The following is a 25,416-nucleotide window of genomic DNA, read 5'->3' as shown; positions in this document are numbered from 1 at the left end:
AGAATTTAAGAAGTCCATTGACAAACTTCATGAAAGTGAAAAAACGCAACATACCTTAGCGAGTAAATATGGCATTGCGATTTCTTAGATCGCTCGTTGGATCAAACAGTATTTTGAAGTAAAAATTGATGAGGATACGTATTCACAGTTCAACAAATTAAACAACTTCAAAAACGGAATGCACAACTTGAGGAGGAAAATTTAATCTCAAAAAAAGCGATTGTCATTTTCACGTCTCTCTCAACGAACGATGAAAGCCATACATATTCTTCATAAGAAGCATCATATTAGCACTCTTTTTGCGTACTTAAAACGAATCTTTTCACTTATTACAAACAGTTTTCTAGAAAAAGACCAATCGCCACATGTTCCAAACGTCCTAAAACGCCCATATCGTGGGTTTGGCACCCAAGCGGACTATGAAGGTCTCGAGCCCCCGATCCACTAATTAAGAAATGTGCAAAAGTTTATTTATTATTTTAATCTGCATAAATACTATTGGTGGTTTGTGAAAAACAGCTATTTTTATGATATTTCTTTCTTATGCATTCAGGATTTTTAAGACAATAAATTACAAAGCCTTATAAATCCGCTTCGCAAGTGGCACAAACAACAAAGCAATCATATACCCCGCTACATTACATATAATATCATCTATATCCGCTACTTTATTCGGCCATCTAGTTAATAAATTAAGGACAATTTGGACACATTCAATTCCCAGTGAAAATGAAAAAGCAAACAAAATATTTCTTTTTAAACTCCATTTTTTAAATACATTTAAATAAATCGCAAGAGGCATCAGCATAATAATATTTCCAAACAATTGTACCATTGAATGAAAATTAATATCTAACAAATATCCATTTATCGTAGCAAAAGGAACCATTTGTAGATATGCTTGTAATGGAAATTGAGATACTATAGTATCACTAATAACAATTCTCATAGGGAAGAATGTCACTGCTATCAATCCTAACCAATAAGCAATAAAGATTAAATCAATCCATTTCTTTTTTGCTGGTCCCTCTTGTCTTTTGAAATATTTAACAATCAAAAAAATAACGGCACAAATAATGTATAATGGCACCATAAAATAATACGCTGCTTCAATAGCTACCAAATAAGCTCTCCCCTTTTTAATAAATAGTTAAATTTGCAACCATATATGTAGTATATAATAACAAATAGTTTCACAATTTCTATTTTTCTCTTTGAATAAAATTTTATTTCCCCTTTTCATAATCTCTGCCCCATTTCTGCCCAGTATTCCATTTTTGATAACAAAAAAAGACCGCGCGCCACATGTTCCAAACGTCCTAAAACGCCCATGTAACGCCGATCTCGTGGGTTTGGCACCCAAGTGGGTTATGAGGGTCTCGAACCCCCGACCCGCTGATTAAGAGTCAGCTGCTCTACCAACTGAGCTAATAACCCAATATCAAAATTGATAACAACATTACTATTATAGCACTTTCCTCTATTTTTGCAAATTTCTACCGCTACCATTCATTGAAAAGAAATGGTCAAAATGACAGACTAAAAATGAGTCGTTCTATCCAACCATTTTTCCAAAAAAATCAGCTGATATTATGCATCAAAAAACATAATATCAGCTGATTTCTATTATTTTATATCCGTTTCAGCTGGAACTATTTTTTTTTCCTCTTGAGGGGCTCTCGCTTTGCGAAAGTAATAAATAGCGATGAGTAAAACAAACCATACCGGCGTTACAAAAAGCGCTACTCGGGTATCCTCAGCTAAAGCCAATACGACTAAGACAAAGGCTAAAAAGGTTAAAATCAAGTAATTGGAAATTGGATAAAGTGGCATCTTAAATTTATTTTTAGCTGCTAATTCTGGACAAGTTTTGCGATATTTTAAATGGCAAATTACGGTAACTCCCCAGATATAAATAAAGCAAACTGTAGAAATACTTGTAATAAGTGTGAAAACACCTTCTGGCATAATAAAATTAAGCACTACAGCAATTAAAATAATAATTGTTGAGAAAAATAGCGCGTTTGATGGCACTTTATGAGAAGTTAATTTCGCCATTGGATAAGGTGCGTTTTTTTCTTTCGCAAGTGAATAAACCATCCGACTAGTACTAAATACTGCACTGTTACATGCTGATGCCGCTGATGTTAAAACAACAAAATTCACAATGCCTGCTGCCGCTGTAATCCCCACCGCAGCAAATACCTGTACAAAAGGACTTTCTGCTGGATCGATTGAATTCCATGGATAAATACTCATAATCACAAGCAAAGCACCAATATAAAAAATAACGATTCGAATCGGAATATTATTAATAGCTCTTGGAATTACTTTTTCTGGATTCTCTGTTTCGCCTGCTGTCAAGCCAACAAGTTCAATCCCAACAAAAGCAAAAACGACCATTTGAAAAGATAAAATAAATCCATTTGCCCCATTTGGAAACCAGCCATCGTGACTCCATAAATTAGCAAAACTAGAAGCTCCCGAGTCTGTTGAAAAACCGCGAATGATCATAAAAACACCAATTACAATGAGTGCCAAGATCGCAACAACCTTAATCAAGGCAAACCAAAATTCCATTTCCCCAAACAACTTAACAGTCGCCAAATTCATCAAAAGTAGAATAACTAGTGCAATCAACCCGGGAACCCATTGTGCAACATTTGGAAACCAAAATTGCGTATAAAGTCCAACCGCAGTAAGGTCGGCCATCGCAATCGATATCCAGCAGAACCAATAAGTCCAACCAGTAATAAAAGCTGCTCCTTTACCTAAATAATCATGAACAAAATCCACAAAAGAATGATAATTCAAATTAGAAAGTAACAATTCTCCAAGTGCTCGCATAATTAAAAAACAAACAGCACCAGTAATAATATAAGCAAATAAAATAGATGGACCAGCTAAGTGAATCGATTTACCCGATCCTAAAAACAGCCCAGTACCAATCGCTCCACCAATTGCAATGAGCTGAACGTGACGATTTTTTAAACCTCTCGATAAAGTTTCATTTTCTGACATATGTACTACCCCTTCCATATCGTTGGGTCTACCAATCTGTAAAATTTTAAAAGTTATTGTCCTTTTTATCATACATTAAAACTGCGAAATTGCAAAATAATTTTTTAAAAATAGTGATTTCAAATTTCACAATGTAAGCGTTGTCATGTAATAAAATTTTAGCTCATTTATTTAGATATTTCAACAAAAACGACTTATTTTTTTACTAATCTTTTTATCATCGCTATTAGCAAATTCGATTTTATAAAAAGATTGAAAAATCAATATTTTCCAGCAAAATAACTTTTTTTGTGAAATTTTTACCTTAATCTGATTTCTGAATTTACTAGCAAGTCATTAAATTTATTTCTCATATGACTAGACCAATTAGTCTAAACTGAAAGCGCTTGTGGTTTACCTGTTAACCACAAGCGCTTATTAAACAAACTATGCTAGACGCCAGACGCTTTTAACAACATGTGTCTGGTTACGATCAGGGCCAACCGAAAACATTGAAACCTGCACACCAGTAAGTTGTGCAATGCGTTCCATATAGTGGCGTGCATTAGCTGGGAGTTCATCTAATGAGCGCACACCTGTAATATCTTCAGACCAACCAGGAAGCTCTTCATAAACTGGTTCACAGCGCGCTAAATCCTTCAAGCTAGCCGGGAACTCAGTAATCGTTTTGCCATCTAGTTTATATGCAACACAAATTTTGATGGTCTGAATACCTGTTAAGACATCGAGTAGTGTTAAAGATAAGTCAGTTAAGCCGCTCACACGACGAGCATGACGCACAACAACGCTATCAAACCAACCTACACGTCGGGCACGTCCTGTTGTTGTTCCGTATTCATGTCCTACCTCACGGATTGTATCACCAATTTCATCAAATAGTTCAGTTGGAAATGGACCATCACCAACACGTGTTGTATAAGCTTTCGCTACACCGACAACATGATTGATTTTCGAAGGCCCAACGCCACTTCCAATTGTAACACCTCCAGCGATTGGATTACTTGAAGTTACAAAGGGATAAGTGCCCTGATCAATATCAAGCATTACACCTTGCGCACCTTCAAAAAGAACGCGTTTCCCTTCATCTAAAGCATCGTTTAATACAACAGAAGTATCACAAACATATTCTTTAAACTGCTGGCCATATTCATAATATTCTTCTAAAATATCCTCTAATTTAAAACCTTCTAATTCATAAAAACGCTCAAGCAGGCGATTTTTTTCTTTTAAATTATGTTCCAATTTTTCTTTGAATGTTTCTTTATCAAGTAAATCAATGACACGAACGCCAACACGTGCAGCTTTATCCATATAAGCTGGTCCAATGCCTTTTTTCGTTGTTCCGATTTTATTTGCACCTTTTCGTTCTTCATCTGCTTCATCAATACGGATATGATAAGGCAAAATTAAGTGAGCTCGATTAGAAATACGTAAATTGCTTGTTTCAACACCACGCTCATGTAAGTATTTAAGCTCCGTTACTAAAGCTTTTGGGTCAACAACCATGCCATTTCCAATCACGCTAATTTTATCTTTGTAAAAAATACCAGATGGAATTAAATGAAGCTTATACGTTTCACCATCAAATTTAATCGTATGACCTGCATTATTGCCTCCTTGATAACGCGCAATCGCTTCTGCATTTTCAGAAAGGAAATCAGTAATTTTACCTTTTCCTTCATCTCCCCACTGCGTTCCAACAACAACAACTGAAGACATTTAAACACCTCATTATAATTGATCTTTGAAGCTCTGGAATATAAACGAGAGAAAGCGGCAGCAAACGCGCACATTCCAGAAATTTAAGAGCCTTCTGAAACGCGCGCACTTACGCCCTATTTTTAAAATCGTTTATGACCTGAACTCACTATTTCCACCTTATATTGTAACGGTTGGCTTGTCATTAGTCAATTTATTCCACGAACGTTTTTAAATAGCATAAAAATAATCGTTCGTTTTTTATTCATCTTCTGGCATAAATGTTCGTTCAATTAAAACATCACATGGTGCATAATGGGCAACGTAGGCTGATACACTACCAAGAAAAAAACGTGTAATCGCTGAGTGGCCAATCGCTCCAACAATGACTAAATCAGGATGGACCTTCGCTTCAGCAGTTTCAACGATGACCGATTTAGGAGCCCCATATTCTACCATTGTTTCAACTTCTAAAACATCATCTTGTTCTGCTTTTTCCCGGTATTCGGTTAACATCTTCTCAGCAACTTCACTAAATTGATTTACTGCTTGTCCTCCATCTAATGCTGTTAAATTAGCGAAATAAAGTGTATCGATAACATGAATAATGAATAATTTTGCCTTATATTGTTTTGCTAGCACAACTGCTTTTCGAAAAGCTTCATCTCCGTACCGCGAACCATCAATTGCAACAAGTATCTTTTTATATTCAGGCATTACTACCACTCCTTTAATGTTTCGATACCCCTTTCTTTATTCTTAAAACCGTCCCTGTAAAATCGCCTTTGCGTTGTTTCCTAAAATATGGCTAGTTATAAAACCGATGCTAAAAATCACAATTCCAATGTCAAATTGCTCAAATAAAAACGGCAACATCGTATAAACAATGATTTAGATACTGGTTATGTACATATCAATTAACCCTCTTTCACTTTAAAACGGTATTTTGTATAGTTAGGGAAGGTTCGCTTTATATAGCCTAACTCAATTTGCTCTTTTGCTGTTGCCTTTTTTTCAAATTGCTCAAATTTGACAATATAAATACTCTCTTTATTTTCCTTTAATTTCACACGCTTTCCTTTTTGGTTATATATACCCTCGCATTGACCAACACTTGTATGTTTAGAAGTGATAAAAAGATTATCAAAGAGATCACCCAAATAGGCTATTTTGTTATTTGGTTTTTTGTTAACCTTTAATGTAAAAACAAGATTACTCCAGTTTGAATCCGCTGTTTTTTCTTTGTAAAAATCAACTATTTTAAAATCATAGCCTTTTGCAGGTATCCACTCATTGCGACCTACCGATACTTCTTTTAATGAATAATCTTTGTAACGATGATTGGCATGTGCATAACCAGCCGTAACGACCACTGCTAGCAAAACAATGATGCCAACATAAATAAATAGACATTTCTTATTCATACTAATCGCCCCAATTGAACTTCAAAAATCTGATCACACGTCATTTGCAAAAAGTTGCGATCATGGCTTGTAAGGATAATGGTTACATTTTGACTTTGCTTTAATGTCAATAATTGTTGCATCAAGTTTTGAACGCTTTCTTCATCCAGGCCGTTACTTGGTTCATCCAAGATTAGTAGTTCTGGTTCGGAAATCAAAGCCTGAGCTAAGCCCAATTTTTGTTTCATCCCTAGAGAAAAACTTTTAGCTCGGCGCTTATCTTCCGGGTCCAATCCTACTTGCTGTAAGAGCGCTTTTATGTTCTCCTTACTCACATTTTGCTCTTTTAATGCTGTAATGAGTTCAAGGTTCTTGATTGCTGAAAAATCTTGAATAATTGCTGGTTTTTCTAATAAAATTCCGGCATTAACCGGATATTTTTGATCCGCTTTCAATACCTTTCCAGCGATGATAATTTCTCCTTTGTTTAAGCGAATTAAACCCAGCATTGCACGTAACAGCATTGTTTTTCCTGAGCCATTGCCACCACGAAAACCATAGATCTGGTTTTTTTCTAAGGATAATGTGATATTATCTAGCACTTTATGTGTTTTTATCGTTTTGGTAACGTTTTTCATTTCGATATATTTCATTTTTTAACTCCTTATAAAAGATCTTTTTTCACGAAAATTTGACCAGCAATAAATAGGAGAAATCCGATAAATAGAATCATTATCAAGCAAATAATTAAAATGGATTGTACATCATAATCGGAAAATCGAGTGCTTATTGTCATGTTAAGCGGAGACCAGTAGAGATAGAATTTAGACTGAATCAAAGGCAACGAAAACAATATAAAGAGCGCCAAAAAAGAATGACTCGCTGCCAAAAGAAGGAAATAAATAACAACAAAACTGCATAAAACAAGCACAACATTTAAACTGAACAATAAAAAATAAGGATACTCAAACGGAATCGCTTGAGCAGTTATTAAAAAAATACCTAGTACAAACAAAGCATAATAAAGCGCTGCAAAAATACATACAGCAAATAATTTACTGCTGATAATCTTCACTTTTTTTAAGCGACTTGAAACTTGATAAGCTATAAAAAACAAGCTTTCACTATTAAAAAAGCTAGCCATTAAAAAAATAAACAAAACATAAAAGAGAAACCATGAAATGGGAATTTTATACGTATTATTTAGGAGTTCATCTTGCCCAGGCCCTGTCATAAAATGATTTAAATAGGCAATAAAAGTTGGATTTTCAATCGAAAAACTCCGATAAGTTAAGTAAAAAAATAGAAATAACAAGAGAAAAGAAAAAATAATTTTATATCTCTCTTTGGATAAAAACCATTTTAATTCAACAAATGTTAATCTCATGATAAATAATCCTTTCGATAAATAACCAGCAACAAAACACCACATAAAAGCACAATGATACCCAGCAAATAAAATTGTGATACCAGCTCAATCGTTTGTTGATTCCAGAATAAAGCGGCACTTTTATCCCAAAATAATGACATCTTAAATTTGGAAAACAGCACAAAATAATCTAAAAAAACAAGTAAATATGTGAAAATAAATGCAATCACTTTATTTTTTAATAACTGGAGTAAAACAAAATAAAATAACCATATAATTAAGAAAAACTCTAATTGAAAAAGAACAGTCGGTCCAAAATAAACAAAAGATGCCACATCAAATAATAAATAAAGACAATACTGACTAAAAAGCGGAACAAACACGATGCTAACTGAGAAGATAAATTTTATGCCATGATAAACAATTTCACTATTTCTACCTTTATAATTTAATAGATCGATGACACGCATTTCTGGTAAAATAGCGATTAAAATCAATAACGTTGGCACCATAAAAAAAAGCAGCCGCGAAGAAGCGCTTAATTCTCCCAAAATTTGGATAACTGAATAATGTAATTTTAAGTAGCGATAAATAAAGTTAAAAAACACAACAAGATTGATGAATAATGATATCAACAGCATGGCAGGCCATTTTTGCGAAAATAAAACACGAGAATAACGCCATAGTCTAAAGTTGTTCATATCTTCTCGCCCCTCGCACAAAAATCACTAAAGAACTAAAAAACAAAAGCCCCCAAACAACAGCAATGACAATGATATTTTTATCATAAGTAACCATACTTTCAGGTAAAAAGCCAAATGGCGAAAAAGCAAACAGTGGGAAGGCAAATGTATTTAAAGCGATCAAAACCACTTGCACAAATAAAGGCACAAGGATAATAATAATCTTATTCCTTGATAAAAAAGTAACAGCAAGACTCATAACGCCGAAAACTCCTGAAAAAATAAAACACAAAAATAAATGAAGCATCGCATAACCAAAAGGATGCGCATAAAATAAACGAGGAAATAAATCACCACTTCCTAGGTAAATCCCTAAGTTTAAATTAATAATTTTATCTGGAGCTATATTAGGCAAAAAGAGAAAGCTAAGAAAAAAATCAAGCAGCAATGGAATTGTCGTAACGAGTGCACTGATAACAAAAACAGTAATAAATAATTTTGTAAACAATGTCTTTCGCACAAAGCTCGTTAAGCTATAAGCAAACAGTTCGCTAGTCATATCTTCAAGAAAAACGCTTGCTGTTCCAAAGCAAGCGAGGAGCGGCAACAACAAATAAAATAAAATCATTAAGACACTTGTAAAATCAATGGAGAGCCAACTTGTATATGGCGTGAAAATAATTTCATGTTTTTGCGATAGGATATAAATTTTTATGATATGTAACAACATGATCATCATGCCGATCAAAAATGCAAGTAAGAGCTTTCTGTTTAAAAAACGGCTGATAAAAAATTTCATTCCTTCCCCCTCTTTTAGCTGAACTTTAGAAGATGTTAGTTTTAACTGGATTTTGTTTTTTCTGCAATTTTCTTATTATACTGACACTCACAAATCGTGTTCTAAAATTATTTCATCTTAGAACAATACAAATACTCGTTTAGTTAAGCCTTCATATAAATCATATCACGTTGACAACGCTTTCTCAACAAGTTTTTTCTTACAGAATATACTTGGAATTATTCAAATACAACAATACCCCAATGGTTTCATCTAAATTGCCGAATGATGGCCTTTTCAGACATTTTCTTTGTTTACAGGCTTTAAACATTCAACCACCCCAGTAAAAAATAATTTAACACCATTTTTACTAGGGCAATTTGATTAATTAATAATATCTTCATCATGTTTATTAACTGCTTCTAAACGTTTCTTCCACAACTCTCGCTCTTCGTCTGTAAGTCGCTTATAATCCGTTATTTTACCAACGACCTTTAAAGGATATACACTGCGATAGGATCGAGTTGGATTTCCTTTGAATTTTTTATCCGTTACGTTCGGATCATCTTCAAACTCGCCAGTTGGTTCAACTTGATAAACATATTCGGTACCTTCACCCTTTGCTAACGCTGCTGCAAGGCCGGCACCATCTTTTAAAGCTGTGAAGTAAATATGGTTCATAATAACTTTAGGTCGATAGTTAGAATGATAACCTGCACTCAAATAATCGCCAATATTAAGTTTAGCTTTCGTACCATGATAAAATGGTCCATTGTCTTGCGTATTGAGCATCCTACCCAGCTCCTTACTATCATTTAATTTCCCAATTTCTACGAGAGTCCACTCAAATAAACGCCACCTTAAGCTCCAGGTGGCGCTACTCTTTCATCAAAGCGAATTTCTAAATTGACAAACTTATTGTATTCTTTCACAAAAGCAAGTTTTACATCTCCAACTGGGCCATTACGTTGCTTAGCGATAATAATTTCAATGGTTCCATCATTTTCACCTTCACGGTCGTAGTAATCTTCGCGATATAAGAAGGCAACAATGTCCGCATCTTGCTCAATCGAACCGGATTCGCGGATGTCTGACATCATTGGTCGCTTGTCTTGACGTTGCTCCACACTACGAGATAACTGCGAAAGTGCAATAACCGGGACTTCTAATTCTCGCGCCAAAGCTTTTAATGAGCGGGAGATTTCCGAAACTTCCTGTTGCCTATTTTCACCGCTGCGTCCGCTTCCTTGGATCAGTTGTAAGTAATCGATTACGATCATTCCAAGGCCTGCTTCTTGCTTAAGGCGACGACATTTTGAACGAATTTCATTGACGCGAATGCCTGGTGTATCGTCAATATAGATGCCAGAATTAGAAAGCGTGCCCATTGCAATGGTCAATTTTTGCCAATCTTCTGAGGTAAGGGCGCCTGTACGCAAGTTTTGCGCATTGATATTTCCTTCTGCGCAAAGCATCCGCATCACAAGTTGTTCGGCACCCATTTCTAAGCTAAAAATGGCTACATTTTCATCTGTTTTAGTCGCTACATTCTGTGCGATATTTAAAGCGAATGCGGTTTTCCCTACAGAAGGGCGGGCAGCAACGATAATTAAATCATTGCGCTGAAAACCTGCTGTCATTCGATCCAATTCTTTGAAGCCAGTTGGTATTCCAGTGATATCACCTTTTCGATTGTGGAGGATCTCAATATCGTCATATGTTTTGACGAGAACATCTTTAATATTTTGGAAAGCACCAACGTTTTTGCGTTGTGAAACTTCAAGGATGCTTTTTTCCGCTTCGTCCATGAGCATATCGAGCTCATCTTCACGTGAATAGCCGTCTGTTGCGATCTGAGTTGCTGTTCTAATCAAGCGGCGCAATAATGCTTTATCCTCAATGATATGAGCATAATATTCCAGGTTTGAAGCGGTTGGCACTGCACCAGAAAGCTCGGTCAAATAAGGCAAGCCACCAACGTCTTCAATTTTCCCACCGGACGCAAGTGCTTCATAAACAGTCAGCACGTCTACTGCTTTTCCGTGATCATTCAAATCAAGCATCGTTTCAAAAATGAGCTGATGCGACTGTCTATAAAAATCGTCTGGCATTAAAATTTCAGAAGCTGTAATGAGCGCTTTTGGTTCAAGAAAAATAGCACCTAATACGGCTTGTTCAGCTTCAATATTTTGTGGCGGTGTTCTGTCTTGAAAGGCATCCACTGTTTTACGCTCCTTTTTTAACAAACTAATTATTCTTCAGTAACGTGTACATTAAGCGTTGCATTAACATCATGATGCAATTTTATCGGAACTTTCGTGTAACCTAGCGCGCGAATGGCATCGGGTAAATCGATTTTGCGTTTGTCTACTTTAATTCCATGATCCTTTTGTAGTGCTTGAGCAATTTGTTTCGATGTAATTGAACCGAATAAACGGCCGCCCTCGCCAGACTTGGCTTTTAGCTCAATGGTTAGGTTTTCGATCGTTTTTTTCAGTTTTTCTGCTTCTTGAAGCTCTTCTTCGGCTTCTTTTTCAACCTTTTTTTGTTGGCCACGTAATGCGCTTATATTACTTGCATTTGCTTCTGCAGCATACCCGTTTTTAAGGAGAAAGTTTTGCGCGTAACCATCAGCAACATTTTTTACTTCACCTTTTTTGCCTTTGCCTTTAACATCTTTTAAGAAAATAACTTTCATTTTATGTTTCTCCTTTCCAGTAAGCATCGATTGCGGTTAATAATTGGTGTTCTGCTTCTTTTACTGTGACGCCTTTTAACTGAGTTGCAGCGTTAGATAAATGGCCACCACCGCCAATTTTTTCCATAATAACTTGAACATTGATGTCGCCTAAGGACCTTGCGCTAATGCCAATCATCTTATCAGGACGAAGCGAAATGACAAATGAAGCTTGAACGCCTTCCATTGAAAGCATCGTATCAGCTGCTTGAGCGGCAATAACAGTGCCAAAAACCTCATCTTCGCCACCTTTGGCAATAGCCATCCCATCATGATAGATCTCAAGTGATTCTACTAAACGACTACGCTGTGTAAAGGTCGCTAAATCTTCTTTTAAAAATTGTTGAACAAGGATCGTGTCTGCACCAAGTGAACGCAAATAGCTTGCTGCATCAAATGTTCTTGAACCGGTTCTGAGTGTGAAGTTTTTCGTATCCACAACAATACCTGATAATAACGCTGTTGCCTCAATTTTGCCAACTTGTTCGAGATCTGGCTGATACTCAAATAGTTCTGTTACAAGTTCTGCTGTAGAAGAAGCGTATGGCTCAATATAAACAAGCACTGGGTTTCCAACAAATTCTTCTGAACGTCGATGGTGATCAATAACAACCACGTGTGCAGCTGAATCAAGCAATTCTTTATTGATAACCATTGAGGGTTTATGCGTGTCAACAACAACAAGCAGGCTTCTTTCGGTAATATTTTCAATTGCTGTTTGTGGTGTCACAATATTTTTAACGACATTCGGATATTCTTCAATTTCTGTCATTAGACGCTGGACGTCCGGACTCATTTTCCCAGGTTCAACGACAACGAAAGCATTCCGATTATTCATTTCAGCAATGCGCATAACACCTAAACCCGATCCGATTACATCCATATCTGGATAACGATGCCCCATAACAAAGACTTGGTCACTTTGCGTAATCAACTCTTGAAGTGCTTGGGAAATAACACGAGCTCTAACACGCGTCCGTTTTTCCATTGGATTTGTCTTACCACCATAAAAACGAACTTGTCCCTCTGGTTGCTTAATCACAACTTGATCTCCACCTCGGCCAAGTGCTAAGTCTAAGCTCGATTGTGCTAATTCAGCTAAATTAATTAAATCATCTTGGTTATAACCGATGCCAATACTAAGTGTAAGAGGAATATTTTGCTTTGATGTTCTTTCGCGAATGCGATCAAGCAATGTAAACTTCTCTTCTTCTAGCTTAGCCAGCTTTTCAGCATTTAAAAAAGCCATAAAGCGATCAGAAGAGATTCGTTTTAAGTAAATTCGATGTTCTCTTGCCCAGTTTGTCAGCATAGAAGTGACTAGATTATTTAGCGCACTTCGCCGCCGATCGTCCATGCCTTGTACCCATTCATCATAATTATCAAGGAAGATGATAGCAAGCGCTGGCTTTTCAGCTTGGTATTTTTGATTTAAATCATAATATTCTGTTCGATCGTATAAGTATAAAATTCGTTCTCTGCGTTTCACAATGGTGTCAAAACGGTGTTCACGCCAAGCAATAGACTGAATCCCCTGCTCTTTTTCACCTTTTATAACCGTTAAAAATTCTGGTCCAACTTCTTCAAGCGATTCTCCGATTAAACTTGTTTTATCAAAATATTTTGCCATAAATGGGTTAACCCACTGGACATTATAATTCTCATCATACAGCATAATTCCCATCGGCATTTCAACAAGCGCAGCCTCTTCACTACGTTTGATCCGATATGTCAAATTAGAAACATATTCTTGCACATCTGCATTCAATCGATGTTCAAAATAAAACATCGCAGTAATCGATGCAATTCCTGCCACAAAAATAGCAAGCGACAACCACCACGCAAAAAAGAATGTAATCACGCATAAAATAATTGTCGCAGCAATTAAGCCATATAATGGATATTTAAGCATTCTTTTTTCAAAAAAATCCTGCATTCCATTCAGCTCCCTAAATCCTAAAATCGTTTCGCTATTATAGCATAAAGTCTTTTTCCGAAATCGTTATTGAAAGTTTGGAGACTTAGTTTATATTTTACCTTTATTTGCTATGAGATTCAAATTTTAATGGGTAAAAATTGTTTAGCGCCTGTATGTCGGTATACTAACCCGTGCCTTTTCTCATTTTACAACCTTCCTAGTGGGTTCTTCTGGCTAGAAAGATATTGCAATTGGGTTTAACATATGAGGATTCTATCTCTTTATTTCTGTTCTTGCATAACATCTTATCTCTTCCAAAGAGATAAAATTAAGGACGAATTCCATAACTAATTCAATCAACCAAACACATTTTATTATTGAAATATTTATTTCAACTGAATCTACCACATAATATACCATACACAGTATATAAGTCCGTGCTATTCTAAAAAACATTCTTATCATTAAGCTGCAAGGAGACTAGACAATGAAAATTTTTATCCCTATTATTGATTGAGGCTACTGATTCTTAGGAACCTAATAAAATAAAAATTGTTTAAATTAGTTTACTTAATTTGACAAAAGGAACATACGTTCTATAATGAAAGTGTAAGAACCGAACATTTCGTTTGACCAGCGACATGTAAAAAATGAAGAGGTGAATAAAATGACAGTGGACGAACAATTATTAGAGGTACAGCAATGGCTTAATGAAACCTATGAAAAAGTAGATGGCTATCATCATGTAAAAGAAGATGGAAAACATACATGGGAGACGATTTATGCCTTAATTACAGGACTACAACATGAATTAGGGATTACAGACTTATCCATTAGCTTTGGTCCGACAACTGCGAAATATTTTGATCAGCAAGGTGGGGTTAAAACAGGAGATAATAATAATAAAGTTAAGATTTTGATGGGTGGTTTTTTGTGTAAAGGTGCTGGTTTCAATCCAGGCGGATTCGATACGTATTATGAAGAAAAACTAGAAGACTGTGTGGTCAAATTTAAATCAGCGGCTGGATTAATGGATACAGATGGACATGTGGATGCAAAGTTGATGAAGGCAATTTTGAATATGGATGCCTATACATTGTTAGGTAATGAAACCATTCGGACTATCCAACAATCATTAAATAGGGATTATAATACTTACTTTGACTTGATTGCTTGCGATGGTATCTACCAAAGAAACACTAATACAGGTCTCATTTATGGCTTGCAATCAGAACTTGGTATAGATGTTGCAACAGCTAACGGATCATTCGGACCATTGACAACATCCAAATATATAGACGCCGCAGCTAATAGTGGAATTAATAAATATCCTGGTGTTATAAAGATTTTGCAGTATGCATTGTATATCAATACAGGTGAAAAATTAACATTTACAGGAAAACTAGACGTCGCAACAACGCAGGCAATTAATAAATTCGAGACATTTATGGCCATCATTTCGGAAAATGTTGGTTATCCAACTATTACCATCGCGAAAGGACTACTTCAAAGTAGTGGAGATTCAGATCGCATATGTATAGGGGTGGATACATCAAGGCAATTAACTGAAGAGATGGTCACTACTATTTGGGAAAATGGCTATCGTTATATCGGACGCTATTTGACGGGGACTGTTGGAGGAAGTACTCCTAAGAATCTAACCTCACCGGAAATAAAACGAATCTTAGAAAGAAAAACACAAGTGTTAAAACTGTTCCCAATCTATCAAGATAATGACCCGGTTATCGATTACTATACCGAAGAGCAAGGAAATGATGATGGAGTAATTGCTTGTGAAAGAGCGTTTGAACTTGGGTTTATGCCGAATAGTATTATTTACTTTGCCGTAGATATTGATACGACAGAGGTTGATATTGTAAACAATATTTTACCTTATTTTAAAGGAATCTCTATCGGAGTCAATAAATGGAGCGCCAAACATTTTGGATATCCATTTCAAGTTGGGATTTATGCGAGTAGAAATGCCTGTACAAAAGCTCGAGAAGCTGGGTACAGCGTAGCCAGTTTTGTAGCTAATATGTCAACGGGATACAGTGGTAATTTAGGTTTCCCGCAACCGACAGACTGGACATTTGATCAATTCGCGGAACCGGAGGAGGGTATTGGAACTGGTGATGGTAACGTTCCCATCGATAAAGTCGCTGTTAATGAAAAAGATACAGCAACTAGTGAGGTACAACCAGCTTTTAATGGCGCTCTTTCAGTAGCACTGAATACACCATTTAGGATCTTTAATGCTACATTGGAGTATACAGATATTACACTTTCAAAAAAAGTAACTTTATTTGATATACCATTATCTGGTGTGAAAATTGAAGCAACATTTTACGATACACTTCAATCAACAGCAGGTGAAATGTTTACATTTAATGTAAAAAATGGCAAGATAGATGCTAAATTTAAAGAGCAACTTACTGATCTAGTGGGTTCTACTTTGAGTCAATCTATTACAGACAAAATAAATACTATTTCGGCGACTATAAAAGAGGGTGATATCAGTTTTAGTATAGCGACTAATGATAAAGCAGAATTAATCATCAGTAGTGTTATAAATTTCTTGGATTATGAACTCTCAGATAAAGAAAAGGTTAATGCAGCTATTCGACTAGATATAACTCTTTATAATACGATTATTACTGGTATAGCAGAGATAGTAGGAGATATATCATGGGATAAACTTGTAGAAATATTAAAGCCAATTGGATGGATTGCAGGAGCAGTTGTTATCGGGGGGCTAATTGCTGCAGAGGCTCCTATAGAAATAATTACTGCCATTGTACTAGGATTAGGTGGTTTAATTAAAGCGCTAATTTAAACTTGAAGAATGAATAATGATTTTGAATAAAGCAGTTTAACTATAAAAAAGGCACGAAATGAATGTTTATAAATGTCCATTTCGCGCCTTTTTATACAATTATTCCTTAATTTTTCTGATTTTATTATCTATTTCCTTTGCTACATCAAGTGGAATCACAGCAAAAAATTTAGATAAATAGAATTTTGATTTTAAAACAGCATATTTTTTTCGGTAAATGATCTTGAGCCTATTAAATTCCTCCATAGAAAGTTCTTTACCAAATTGTTGTTCTTTATAATAAAGTACAATCTTGTTCTTATATAAAACTAATTCTTGTTGAGAAGAAAAACCTATTAGCCCAAAAGACTTGTGAAAAAATAAGATGTACCCTTTTGAAACAAATATAATGATAACAGCAATACTTAGTAGAAAAAAAATAGTAGCTGATATAATCTGTAAAAAGGAAAGTTGACCAATTGAAACTGCAACCACGACCATACAGATCCATAAGAAAATATAGACAGCCGTAATATGAAAGTTCATTTCTATGATAGAGAATTTTTTTGGAATCGTATAATGATAGATCTCTATCGGTGTTTCTTGATGCGTAGACATAAAACACCTCCTTTAATAAAATGATATCCTATATATTTTAAAAAGCGGAAAAGCGTATTCAATATTATTAAACCCAAATCTATCTTTTTAAACTGTCACTAAATATACATTATAGCATATGCGTAAGTAAATTTGAAGTTGACCAAATGTTAATTGTATACAAAGAAAACAGCTTTGATTCGCTTGTCACCATCGTGAATAACTGAAACCCCATATCCCCTACTTCCCATCACTCATACTCGTTCAGCTACCCTCTCATCATATGTAAGCACGTTTCCATTACGCTTGATAAGTTAGCTTCCTTAGTTATACGTTTTTAGCTCGTTTTTCGTCCAGCTATTTACTGTTACTATACGCATAACTTTCATCTAAAACCACAATATTATTTCGCAAAATAGGAGTTAATTGAACAGATTTATCAAGAAACTTACTTTGGTTATTTCATCCCCATAAATCAAACATTATACACCTACATTGCTAACTTAAGCTTGAGATCTCCACCTTACCCTTCACTAATAGCTTTTAATAAGCTTAGTGAAAAAGCTTCTAAACGTCGATCAGAAAGACTAATAACAGTGTTAAAATAACTCCCTTCCTTAAATAGATCTTATCCATATTATCAAACGAACTTTTTTGATTTTTTAAGCCTAAAACTTTTCCCTCCTCCATTTTACGTACGAGATTGAAGCAAGAAAAAATTAAGCTTTTATTCTTTATTACTAATTCCACTTCTCATTACTTTTCTTATTTAGTAAATAATTTATTATCTCTATACCACCACTATAACTTAGCTTCACTCAATAATATAAAAACGTCATTATAATATAGATTATATACGCGATAAGATCAATTACTGATATAAAGCATAAAAAAACTAATAATAGCCTAGATTCACCCCTCTTCTTCATTATAAAATTTACTATACACGATATAAATAATAACCCTACAGCAATCCCTAAAATAAGAAAATGATATCCGTATATACCATTACTGTCAGAAATAAATAAACCTAAACTTACAGCTGAAAGTCCTACTGTATTGATAACAGCAATGAAGGTTTTTAAAAATCGCTTATCAGATTTCATTACCATTACCGTTGACAAAAAAGTTACAAACATGACTAAACTAATGCTTATATTTAATAAAACGCTCATTATACGTTCCTTTCCCTTTAGTTTTACTTATATCTCTATTGCATCAGACCTTCTAAATCGGCTACTTTTAGGTCCACACCTTTATAAATGAACCATACACAATATCGACCATCTTTTAAAAATGGTAATGCTCCATTTCCTAACGATAAGACAGATATTGCTGCCAGAATTCAGTATTAAATAAATGTTAGCGTTACATAAGTAATGTATATAAAGAAATTCACCACTATTAAACTTAAAATACATATATTCTTTAAAAAATTTGATTTTCCCCATTTAATTAGATGGTTTATAGTAAGCATAGCTAGAAGTAAAAGTACTTCTATCAATAAAATAGCATACATATAGGTATATACTTTTTCCACACCTGAAATAAATAAACCCATTCCTACCATTGCCATACCCAGCAACCCTAAAAAAGCTATTGCTTTTTCAATAAATTGCTTTTCTGACCTTAATGTAACAGAAACAATTAAAAAATTAGTAAACGCGATAAAGTTAATTACGATGTCTAAAATAAAATCCATGCTTTGCTCCTTAATTTATGATTAAAATTAGCTTTTTAGAAAACATTATTCTTTTAACGCATCTAAATCTGCTATACAATGCTGTTGTTCGTTGTGTTATCCCCTTTCTAAAAGAAGCATTAATCAAAGTGCTTTTAATTCTCTGGTTTTATTTCTATCTTTATTATATATTACGAATAATTTTTCACTAATTTTTTTTTAAATTCATCAACATCAATACCTGGTCCTAAGTTCATTTTTGTTTGTCGTTCGATAAATGTTCTCACTGGCATTAATTTATCTTGTAGAGATGTAGATAATTCCAAAGATTTATCAAGAGCTAGAACACTTACTTCAGATACTTTATCACCATAAATTATGCATTCTGAATTAAAATACCAATATAAATCATCAAACATTAAAAAGTTAATATTTTCGCCATCTACAAAAGTTTCTAGTATCTGATTATACTCGGTCTTACTACAATTTATATCCATTTTCGCATAAGGCATTTTTCTTTTGCGGTTAATTTTAAATTGGTTTTTTTTATAATAATATTCAGGTGTAAAAATCTTAACTGTTTGTTGATCTAATAGTTTTCCTAGTTCGCACAGTATAGAAATAAAACCTTTATCAATCACATAGTAAAAATCATAAAAATAAAAGTTATATTGCATAGTTTCTTTAAATACTTGTTCTGGTAATTCTTTAGAAAAACTTACAATATTTGCAACTCTATTTCTTAAGGCATCATCAGCATCTTGAAAAAATTTATCTTTATTTATCATCTATCTCATCTGAAAAATAGTCAATTAAACTATCTATTTTCCGTCCATAAGCAGTCGCTTCATCATTTTCATCTAAACCATAGTCAAGAAAATAATTTAATATAATTTCTTGTGCATCTTCTTTTTCTTTATCTGTCAAACACTTAATACTTTGTGGGCCATCATATGCAGAATAATTTTTTAAAATTTGCTTCAATAATTTTTCTGAGTCACTATCCATGTTATCCACCTCTACTTCCTTTTTATTCGAGTGATACCTTTAGCCTATTCAAAACTTATAGCTAAAAATTTAATTTTCTCTTTATTAATTATTTCCAACTTTTTTATTTACTCTACATTACGATAGTTCTTGATTAATTCTTCTTGAAATTCCTTAACATCTATCCCCGGATCCAAGTTCATGTCTTCATACTCCTTTACAAATATTTCTACCGGTAACCAATTACCTTGTAACTCAGGTGTTAATTGAAAAGATTTATCAAGAGCTAAAATACTTAATTCCGAAGCTTTATCTCCATAAATTAAACAAGCAGAACTAAAAATCCAATATAAATAATAAAATGAAAGAAAATCAACCACATTATCACCAATATCATGTTCTAAAGTAGCCTCATATTCTTCTGGTGTAGCATTTATATTAACATTTGCATAGCTAGCTTGCTTTTTTTTATTAAAGAAAAAGAAGCTTTTTTTATAATAATCATTGAGCGTATAAATTTTAAATTTTTGTTGTGATACCAAATTACCAATATTGTATAATTCTTTTATAAATGGTTTATTAACACATTTATAAAAATCATAAAAATAAAAGTTATATTGATATTTATGTTTAAAAATTTGATTTGGCAATTCCGCAGTGCTTTCAACTATATCTAAAATTTGTTTTTTTATATTATGATTTTTATCTTTTAAAAATGTGATCTTATTAACCATTTTTTTATCTCCTTAAACGAAATTTTATTACTCTACCTTTTTTTCTAGAATAATCTGCGGTAACACGTCCATCTTTTGAAAATTTACGTGTAACAATCTTTCTACCTTTTTTTGTATACTTATAAATTTTTTTGTTTTTTGGTTCAACTCTAGTTTTTTTCCATCCGCTTTTTTTCAGCCTATTTTGCAGTTGTCTTCGGCTTATATTCATTGTAAAATTCTTACGACTAGCTCCTTTTGTTATATCCTTAAACCTAAGCTTTTTACCATATTTAAACACTTTATAAGCCCCATTTTTTTATTACTGAAATTGATTTCTCCTCTATATCTTGAACTAATACAAATTCATTTTCATCAAACTTAGGTAGAGTTTTTTATCGATACAAAGCAAGTTCCTTTACTAAACCTTAGATTAAATCAAGTTTATCCCTTTTTGGTAAAATTCAGCTTTTTAATTAAAGCATTTGCCAAATCTTTTTGTGAGAAATTCTTCTACAAAAAAATCTAGATATTCCTGCGTGAGTTCTTCGGCACCCATTTCTGCCGTTTGTTCATCTAAATTTTCATCATCTAACCATTGATAATAATGTTGAATTTCATGAGATAATGTATTTAGCATAGAAAATAATGTTTGAAAAACACCTTCTTTTACTTTCATAATAAGAAAATCTCCTGTTGCAATTTTTATATAAGGTTCTTGTTGTTTATCGAAAGGAGCAAAGAATGATCCAGATGTTTCATATCCATCTTGATCTATTTTAATATAAGTACTCGATTTGATGTACACTACAACTCTTTGAGGAAATTCATAATGATGACGAAGCCATTTCGCATAGTCTACAAATGCTTGCTTTAAAAAGGGGGAAACCTCTTTTTCATTTATAATTCTTATTCCACTCCTTGAGAATAATTTATTTTCCAATATATTATTTACCTCCTTTATGTCTTTTACTTGGAGTATGCCTCTTCATCTTCCTATTAGAATTTTTATTAGACCTATTTTTCCATTTTTTCTTACCTTTTGGACTAATTCTCTTTTTCTGGTTTACTTCTCTCCCTTGTTTTTTTCTATTAGCTTTCCCCACCGGTTTAGAAGATTTATAATGAGCCATTCCTTTTTTAGCCTTGCGCCACTTATATACTTGATAACCTGCCCAAGCAGCACTAATACCTAACGCAAGCCCCCAGCCAACCGGCCCAAAGGCAAATCCTGCTGCCAATGCATACGCAAAATTCCCATCCGGATCCACATACATCACCGGATTATTATTCGCATAATTTTACCCATTCATCGTCTGTGGACCATCTTCATCCCCAGGATCTGGATCATACGCTGTAAACACATCTTGCTCCGGTTCATAATACCGTTCCATCAAGTAATACTAAAGATGTTTTCCCAAGTATCATATTACGATTTCGATAACCAGCAAGTATCATTATCTTATTAAAAATAAGGAAAGGAGAAAAAGTACCCTTTCCTCATTTTTTTAATTTTTATTGCTATAATTTTGTATCAATATTTTTTTAAATTCTTCTACGTCTATACCTGGATCTAAGTTCATTTCTGTTTGCCTTTCAATAAAGGACTCCACTTCCATTAACTTTTTGCGAACAGATCCATCTAATAAAATAGATTTATCAAGCGCAAGTACACTCATTTCTGTTGTTTTATCGCCATAAATTAAACACTTAGAATTAAAGTACCAATATAAATCATCAAATAGCAAAAAAACAGCTTGGTCTTCCTCAATAGAATATTCTAGCACTTCATCATATTCATCTTCACTACAATTTATATCTACTATAGCATAAGGCATTTTTACTTTTGTACTAAAAAATTGTCTAGGCTTCTTTTTCTTATAGTATTCATAAGGCGTACAAATTTTAAATGATTTTTGTTCAGCAAGAACACCAAGTTGATATAATTCTGAAATGAAGCTTTTATCTATACAATGATAGTAATCATAGAAATAAAAATTAAAATGTGCCGGATCTGTAAAAATTTGATTTGGCAAAACTGAAGATAATTTTATTATAGATGCTATTTTTTCCTTTAAAATAAATGGATCTTGGATAAATGTAACTTTGTTATTCATTAGTTTTATCTCCTCAATCGAAATTTCATAGCTCTACTTTTATTCCTAGTAATCGGCAGTCGCTCTACCATCATTAGAATATCTACGTATACTAATTTTTCTGCCTTTTTTCTTATAAACTTTAACGCCCTTGCTATTTCTTTTTTTAGGTTTATGTTTTTCCCATCCATTTTTCATTCAGAATAGCCAGATATGATAGTTTAATTATTTTACTAAGTATAAGCTCCTTTTGCTTTAAATTAAATAGCAAAATCTAAAATTTCAATTTTTCCTTTATTAATTGCATTAATTAAAGCAGTCTTTTTTATTGAACAAACTTCTTTCCAATCAGCTTCTTTTGTTTCTATGGTAAAGAAAAATTCTTCATCCTCAATAAAAAGTAAGTTTAAAGTTGTATTCCTTTTTAATGTAATCTTTCCAAGGTACTCTTCAAATGCTTTTTTATTGTTTTCCAGGCTCACTACCTCGCCATTACTTGTATCACGTATATAACTAAAATAATAAAGAAAAAAGCTTTGATTTCTGATAGTGAATTTCATTTTAGGGACTCCTTTTTTGATTTATAATCGGCTTTTAATTACCTATATTTTTCATAATGGAAATGCTGTACTCGTTTGGTCCATCTATTATAAACTACCTTTAGTTTATATTTTTTTCCATATTTAATAGCGTTAGCAAGTATAGAGCGAGGAACATGCCTGTTTTTATCCTTCATTCTCTTACTAGCCCCTCTCTGTTAAATGTCATTTTCCTTGTGATTCGTTATCATCCGAATACACATATTGGCGAATTACTTTGCCTGTATTATCCGTCTCATACAACACATCAATACTATCCCCATCATAATGATAATTCGTCACCGCACCATCTACCGTTTTCGACAAACGCCGGTTATCATCATCATACGTATACGTCACAAATGGCTTCGATTCACCCTTTTTCATCACCGCGACTAATCGGTCGCCTGTATCCAATGTATAACTGTATTTCCCATCGCTTATCCAGTTAATAAAATTTTATGATAGTTTTACAAAGTAGGAAAAGTACCACAAAAAGTTAATTTTGTAGTACTCTCCTATTAATTCTTTTTTAAAGTCTCTATTAATATCACTCTTTTGGTTTCTAAATACAGATCAGGTAGGTAAATTAACAAAAAGAAATGCATTTCATTTTATCGCATTTTCAATTCATATCTAATAAGCCTATATATATTGCAAGAAATACATACATACCAAAAGAAAATAGTGATATTAAAAAGGCACTTATTTTTAATATACGCTGATTTTTAATATTGATAAATTTTTTCATTAAGCACATTGCTAAAATTACTAATAAATTTATGACTACCGCAAGAGAAATAATCAAAAGATCTCAACCTTTCCAATAACATTAATAAAATAAATAGGTTACTAATAATGTAATAATAAAAATAGTAATAATATATGAATTAACCCATGTAGTTCTTGGTTTTTTATGTTCTTTATTATAAATTTCATTAAAAAGCATAATAATCAATAATGTTTCAATACCTAAAAATACAGTAAGTAAAAGACTTGTAACGCTATTAGGTTTTAAAAAATTCATTACTAACACTAGAGATATAAAAATTATTATTACCGTATTGAAACCCCATTTTCCTGCTCTTTTCATTATTTTATCTCCTTTTTAAATGTATCCTATAGTTTATCTATAGCGTTTAATTGCATTTGACGCACGGATTAGTTTTGTCTTCAAAGATTTTTTACGCATTCTTCTTATATTTATTGCTTGTTTTCCTTAAATGTTTTATCTGTTCATTTTCTACTTCCTAACCTTACCTGTTTCTTTAAAATCACGTGAATTTAATATATAAAAATAAGTATCACTCTCCATCATTATTTCAGTAAAAGCACTACTTACTTTAGAAACATTAGTATATACTTGCTCATCAATTAATCTCTCCATTTTTTCATTCATAGCCTTATCCGTTGCCAAAATATGACCATTTGTAAGTAAATAACAATTGCCATCTGCACTACAAACACCTTCAATATTATAATTAGGCATAGGATAGGTTATTATTTGGTGTGTTATTAAATTATAATCCACGTAAAATTTGTCATAAGAGCTTTTATTTTCTCCGTAGCAAAATAACCTAATCGTGTTGTTTTCATAATAAAAAGCGCTAATATCCACAATTTTATCCAGTGCTGCATCTTGCAGTAAAGGAACAATCTTACCAGTATCTTTTCTAATTTTTATAAAAGCTTCTTCTCCATATGAAAAAGATGCCTCACTTGAAAAAATACCTTCTTCAGAATAAATAATATATACATCACCATTTACAACTAAAAAATCTTGTACACCCTCACCTAATTCAAATCTACTATAAGTATCATTTAAGATAATAAATAATTATTTGTTTGATCAATACCCAGTGCATAAAGCTTTTGCTCATATTTAATTAACTTTGACCACTCAAGTTCTTTCCTAAAAAAGATTTCATCTTGAAAATTATATACTTGGTTTTCATGTAAAAAAATGGTGGCCCTGCCTTTTTTTACATGAATTTGAATAACTTCGCCGCCATCTTGTTTAAAGAGATAAACATCATTTGTTCTTTTTTTAATCTATTTCATTTTTGCTTCTCCTTGATTTTATATATAGAAACGAAGTAATAAAAAGAGCTATATTTAATCTGCTAATATTTCCTACACATAATTATACCCAGAGGCCGGCTCGTATGCCTTAAACACTCCTCGCTCCGATTCATAATAACTCGCCATCAAGTAATACTGCTAAAGTTCCTTATTATACCTATATCCAGCATACTAGTATAAATTCACTTTCATCTAGATTACAAAATTGCAGTTAATTTAAGTCAAATACCTTACCATTAATATCAATTTGCTTGCATTCA

The 25,416-nt window shown here is 33.2% G+C and carries 26 protein-coding genes, 1 tRNA gene and 1 pseudogene; 1 reads left to right on the top strand and 27 read right to left on the bottom strand.

What is annotated here, in order from left to right; genetic code table 11:
- Window positions 1-571 precede the first annotated feature (571 nt).
- The 14 genes from G6Q10_RS09560 to G6Q10_RS09495 form a co-directional block, all read right to left on the bottom strand.
- Window positions 572-1,123, bottom strand: a complete 552-nt coding sequence (locus tag G6Q10_RS09560; protein WP_163655467.1) for a VanZ family protein — start codon at window positions 1,121-1,123, stop codon at window positions 572-574.
- 241 nt (window positions 1,124-1,364) lie between these two features.
- A tRNA-Lys gene (locus G6Q10_RS09555) sits at window positions 1,365-1,437 on the bottom strand.
- Between the two features lie 189 nt (window positions 1,438-1,626).
- Window positions 1,627-3,021, bottom strand: coding sequence for an amino acid permease (locus G6Q10_RS09550; RefSeq protein WP_163655465.1), 1,395 nt, complete (start codon window positions 3,019-3,021; stop codon window positions 1,627-1,629).
- A gap of 426 nt (window positions 3,022-3,447) precedes the next feature.
- On the bottom strand, window positions 3,448-4,740 hold the full coding sequence (locus G6Q10_RS09545) for an adenylosuccinate synthase (RefSeq protein WP_163655463.1): 1,293 nt from the start codon (window positions 4,738-4,740) through the stop codon (window positions 3,448-3,450).
- A gap of 240 nt (window positions 4,741-4,980) precedes the next feature.
- Window positions 4,981-5,436 (bottom strand): universal stress protein, encoded by a 456-nt coding sequence (locus G6Q10_RS09540; protein ID WP_163655461.1) that lies wholly within the window; start codon window positions 5,434-5,436, stop codon window positions 4,981-4,983.
- 200 nt (window positions 5,437-5,636) lie between these two features.
- Window positions 5,637-6,143 carry a hypothetical protein gene (locus G6Q10_RS09535; RefSeq protein ID WP_163655459.1) on the bottom strand — a complete coding sequence of 169 codons (507 nt, stop codon included), beginning with the start codon at window positions 6,141-6,143 and terminating at the stop codon, window positions 5,637-5,639.
- Complete coding sequence (locus tag G6Q10_RS09530) at window positions 6,140-6,775, bottom strand: ABC transporter ATP-binding protein (protein ID WP_163655457.1); 636 nt, start codon at window positions 6,773-6,775, stop codon at window positions 6,140-6,142. The genes G6Q10_RS09535 and G6Q10_RS09530 overlap by 4 nt, the downstream gene beginning before the upstream one ends.
- 11 nt (window positions 6,776-6,786) lie before the next feature.
- Window positions 6,787-7,509: a hypothetical protein gene (locus tag G6Q10_RS09525; RefSeq protein ID WP_163655455.1), complete on the bottom strand. Its 723-nt coding sequence runs from the start codon at window positions 7,507-7,509 to the stop codon at window positions 6,787-6,789.
- Window positions 7,506-8,192, bottom strand: a complete 687-nt coding sequence (locus G6Q10_RS09520) for a hypothetical protein (protein ID WP_163655452.1) — start codon at window positions 8,190-8,192, stop codon at window positions 7,506-7,508. The genes G6Q10_RS09525 and G6Q10_RS09520 overlap by 4 nt, the downstream gene beginning before the upstream one ends.
- Window positions 8,179-8,973 carry a hypothetical protein gene (locus G6Q10_RS09515; RefSeq protein ID WP_163655450.1) on the bottom strand — a complete coding sequence of 265 codons (795 nt, stop codon included), beginning with the start codon at window positions 8,971-8,973 and terminating at the stop codon, window positions 8,179-8,181. The genes G6Q10_RS09520 and G6Q10_RS09515 overlap by 14 nt, the downstream gene beginning before the upstream one ends.
- A gap of 363 nt (window positions 8,974-9,336) precedes the next feature.
- The gene (gene arr / locus G6Q10_RS09510; RefSeq protein WP_163655447.1) at window positions 9,337-9,744 is read right to left on the bottom strand and encodes an NAD(+)--rifampin ADP-ribosyltransferase; all 408 of its coding nucleotides are present in this window, start codon (window positions 9,742-9,744) and stop codon (window positions 9,337-9,339) included.
- Window positions 9,745-9,812: 68 nt separating this feature from the next.
- Window positions 9,813-11,174 carry a replicative DNA helicase gene (gene dnaB / locus G6Q10_RS09505; protein ID WP_163655445.1) on the bottom strand — a complete coding sequence of 454 codons (1,362 nt, stop codon included), beginning with the start codon at window positions 11,172-11,174 and terminating at the stop codon, window positions 9,813-9,815.
- 29 nt (window positions 11,175-11,203) lie between these two features.
- Window positions 11,204-11,650: a 50S ribosomal protein L9 gene (rplI, locus tag G6Q10_RS09500; protein ID WP_163655443.1), complete on the bottom strand. Its 447-nt coding sequence runs from the start codon at window positions 11,648-11,650 to the stop codon at window positions 11,204-11,206.
- Window position 11,651: 1 nt separating this feature from the next.
- Window positions 11,652-13,625: a DHH family phosphoesterase gene (locus tag G6Q10_RS09495; RefSeq protein ID WP_163655441.1), complete on the bottom strand. Its 1,974-nt coding sequence runs from the start codon at window positions 13,623-13,625 to the stop codon at window positions 11,652-11,654.
- 649 nt (window positions 13,626-14,274) lie between these two features.
- Here G6Q10_RS09495 and G6Q10_RS09490 point away from each other — a divergent pair.
- A complete protein-coding gene (locus tag G6Q10_RS09490; RefSeq protein ID WP_163655439.1) occupies window positions 14,275-16,443 on the top strand; it encodes a glycoside hydrolase domain-containing protein in 2,169 nt (722 codons plus the stop codon).
- Between the two features lie 99 nt (window positions 16,444-16,542).
- Here G6Q10_RS09490 and G6Q10_RS09485 read toward each other — a convergent pair whose 3' ends face one another.
- The 13 genes and pseudogenes from G6Q10_RS09485 to G6Q10_RS09425 all read right to left on the bottom strand — a co-directional run bounded on the left by G6Q10_RS09485 (window position 16,543) and on the right by G6Q10_RS09425 (window position 24,692).
- Entirely contained in the window at window positions 16,543-17,040 is a 498-nt protein-coding gene (locus G6Q10_RS09485; RefSeq protein ID WP_163655437.1) for a hypothetical protein, read from the bottom strand.
- 1,330 nt (window positions 17,041-18,370) lie between these two features.
- Window positions 18,371-18,721, bottom strand: coding sequence for a hypothetical protein (locus G6Q10_RS09480; protein WP_232057816.1), 351 nt, complete (start codon window positions 18,719-18,721; stop codon window positions 18,371-18,373).
- 170 nt (window positions 18,722-18,891) lie between these two features.
- Window positions 18,892-19,488 (bottom strand): hypothetical protein, encoded by a 597-nt coding sequence (locus G6Q10_RS09475; protein ID WP_163655435.1) that lies wholly within the window; start codon window positions 19,486-19,488, stop codon window positions 18,892-18,894.
- Entirely contained in the window at window positions 19,478-19,708 is a 231-nt protein-coding gene (locus G6Q10_RS09470; RefSeq protein ID WP_163655433.1) for a hypothetical protein, read from the bottom strand. The genes G6Q10_RS09475 and G6Q10_RS09470 overlap by 11 nt, the downstream gene beginning before the upstream one ends.
- A 107-nt stretch (window positions 19,709-19,815) precedes the next feature.
- On the bottom strand, window positions 19,816-20,421 hold the full coding sequence (locus G6Q10_RS09465) for a hypothetical protein (protein ID WP_163655432.1): 606 nt from the start codon (window positions 20,419-20,421) through the stop codon (window positions 19,816-19,818).
- 4 nt (window positions 20,422-20,425) lie between these two features.
- Window positions 20,426-20,701, bottom strand: a complete 276-nt coding sequence (locus tag G6Q10_RS09460) for a hypothetical protein (RefSeq protein ID WP_163655430.1) — start codon at window positions 20,699-20,701, stop codon at window positions 20,426-20,428.
- A gap of 171 nt (window positions 20,702-20,872) precedes the next feature.
- Entirely contained in the window at window positions 20,873-21,343 is a 471-nt protein-coding gene (locus tag G6Q10_RS09455; RefSeq protein ID WP_163655428.1) for a hypothetical protein, read from the bottom strand.
- 4 nt (window positions 21,344-21,347) lie between these two features.
- Window positions 21,348-21,641: a hypothetical protein gene (locus G6Q10_RS10100; protein ID WP_232057815.1), complete on the bottom strand. Its 294-nt coding sequence runs from the start codon at window positions 21,639-21,641 to the stop codon at window positions 21,348-21,350.
- Window positions 21,642-21,908: 267 nt separating this feature from the next.
- On the bottom strand, window positions 21,909-22,517 hold the full coding sequence (locus G6Q10_RS09445; RefSeq protein ID WP_163655426.1) for a hypothetical protein: 609 nt from the start codon (window positions 22,515-22,517) through the stop codon (window positions 21,909-21,911).
- Between the two features lie 239 nt (window positions 22,518-22,756).
- Window positions 22,757-23,056: a hypothetical protein gene (locus G6Q10_RS09440; protein WP_163655424.1), complete on the bottom strand. Its 300-nt coding sequence runs from the start codon at window positions 23,054-23,056 to the stop codon at window positions 22,757-22,759.
- A 222-nt stretch (window positions 23,057-23,278) separates the two neighbouring features.
- Window positions 23,279-23,524 (bottom strand): annotated as a pseudogene (locus tag G6Q10_RS09435) (hypothetical protein); the annotation flags it as partial.
- Window positions 23,525-23,906: 382 nt separating this feature from the next.
- Window positions 23,907-24,167: a hypothetical protein gene (locus tag G6Q10_RS09430; protein ID WP_163655420.1), complete on the bottom strand. Its 261-nt coding sequence runs from the start codon at window positions 24,165-24,167 to the stop codon at window positions 23,907-23,909.
- Window positions 24,168-24,317: 150 nt separating this feature from the next.
- Window positions 24,318-24,692 (bottom strand): hypothetical protein, encoded by a 375-nt coding sequence (locus G6Q10_RS09425; RefSeq protein WP_163655418.1) that lies wholly within the window; start codon window positions 24,690-24,692, stop codon window positions 24,318-24,320.
- Window positions 24,693-25,416: the final 724 nt, after the last annotated feature.

Origin of the sequence: Listeria sp. PSOL-1 (assembly GCF_902806445.1) — a bacterium.
Lineage (GTDB): Bacteria > Bacillota > Bacilli > Lactobacillales > Listeriaceae > Listeria.
This window is presented reverse-complemented; position numbering and strand designations above follow the sequence as displayed.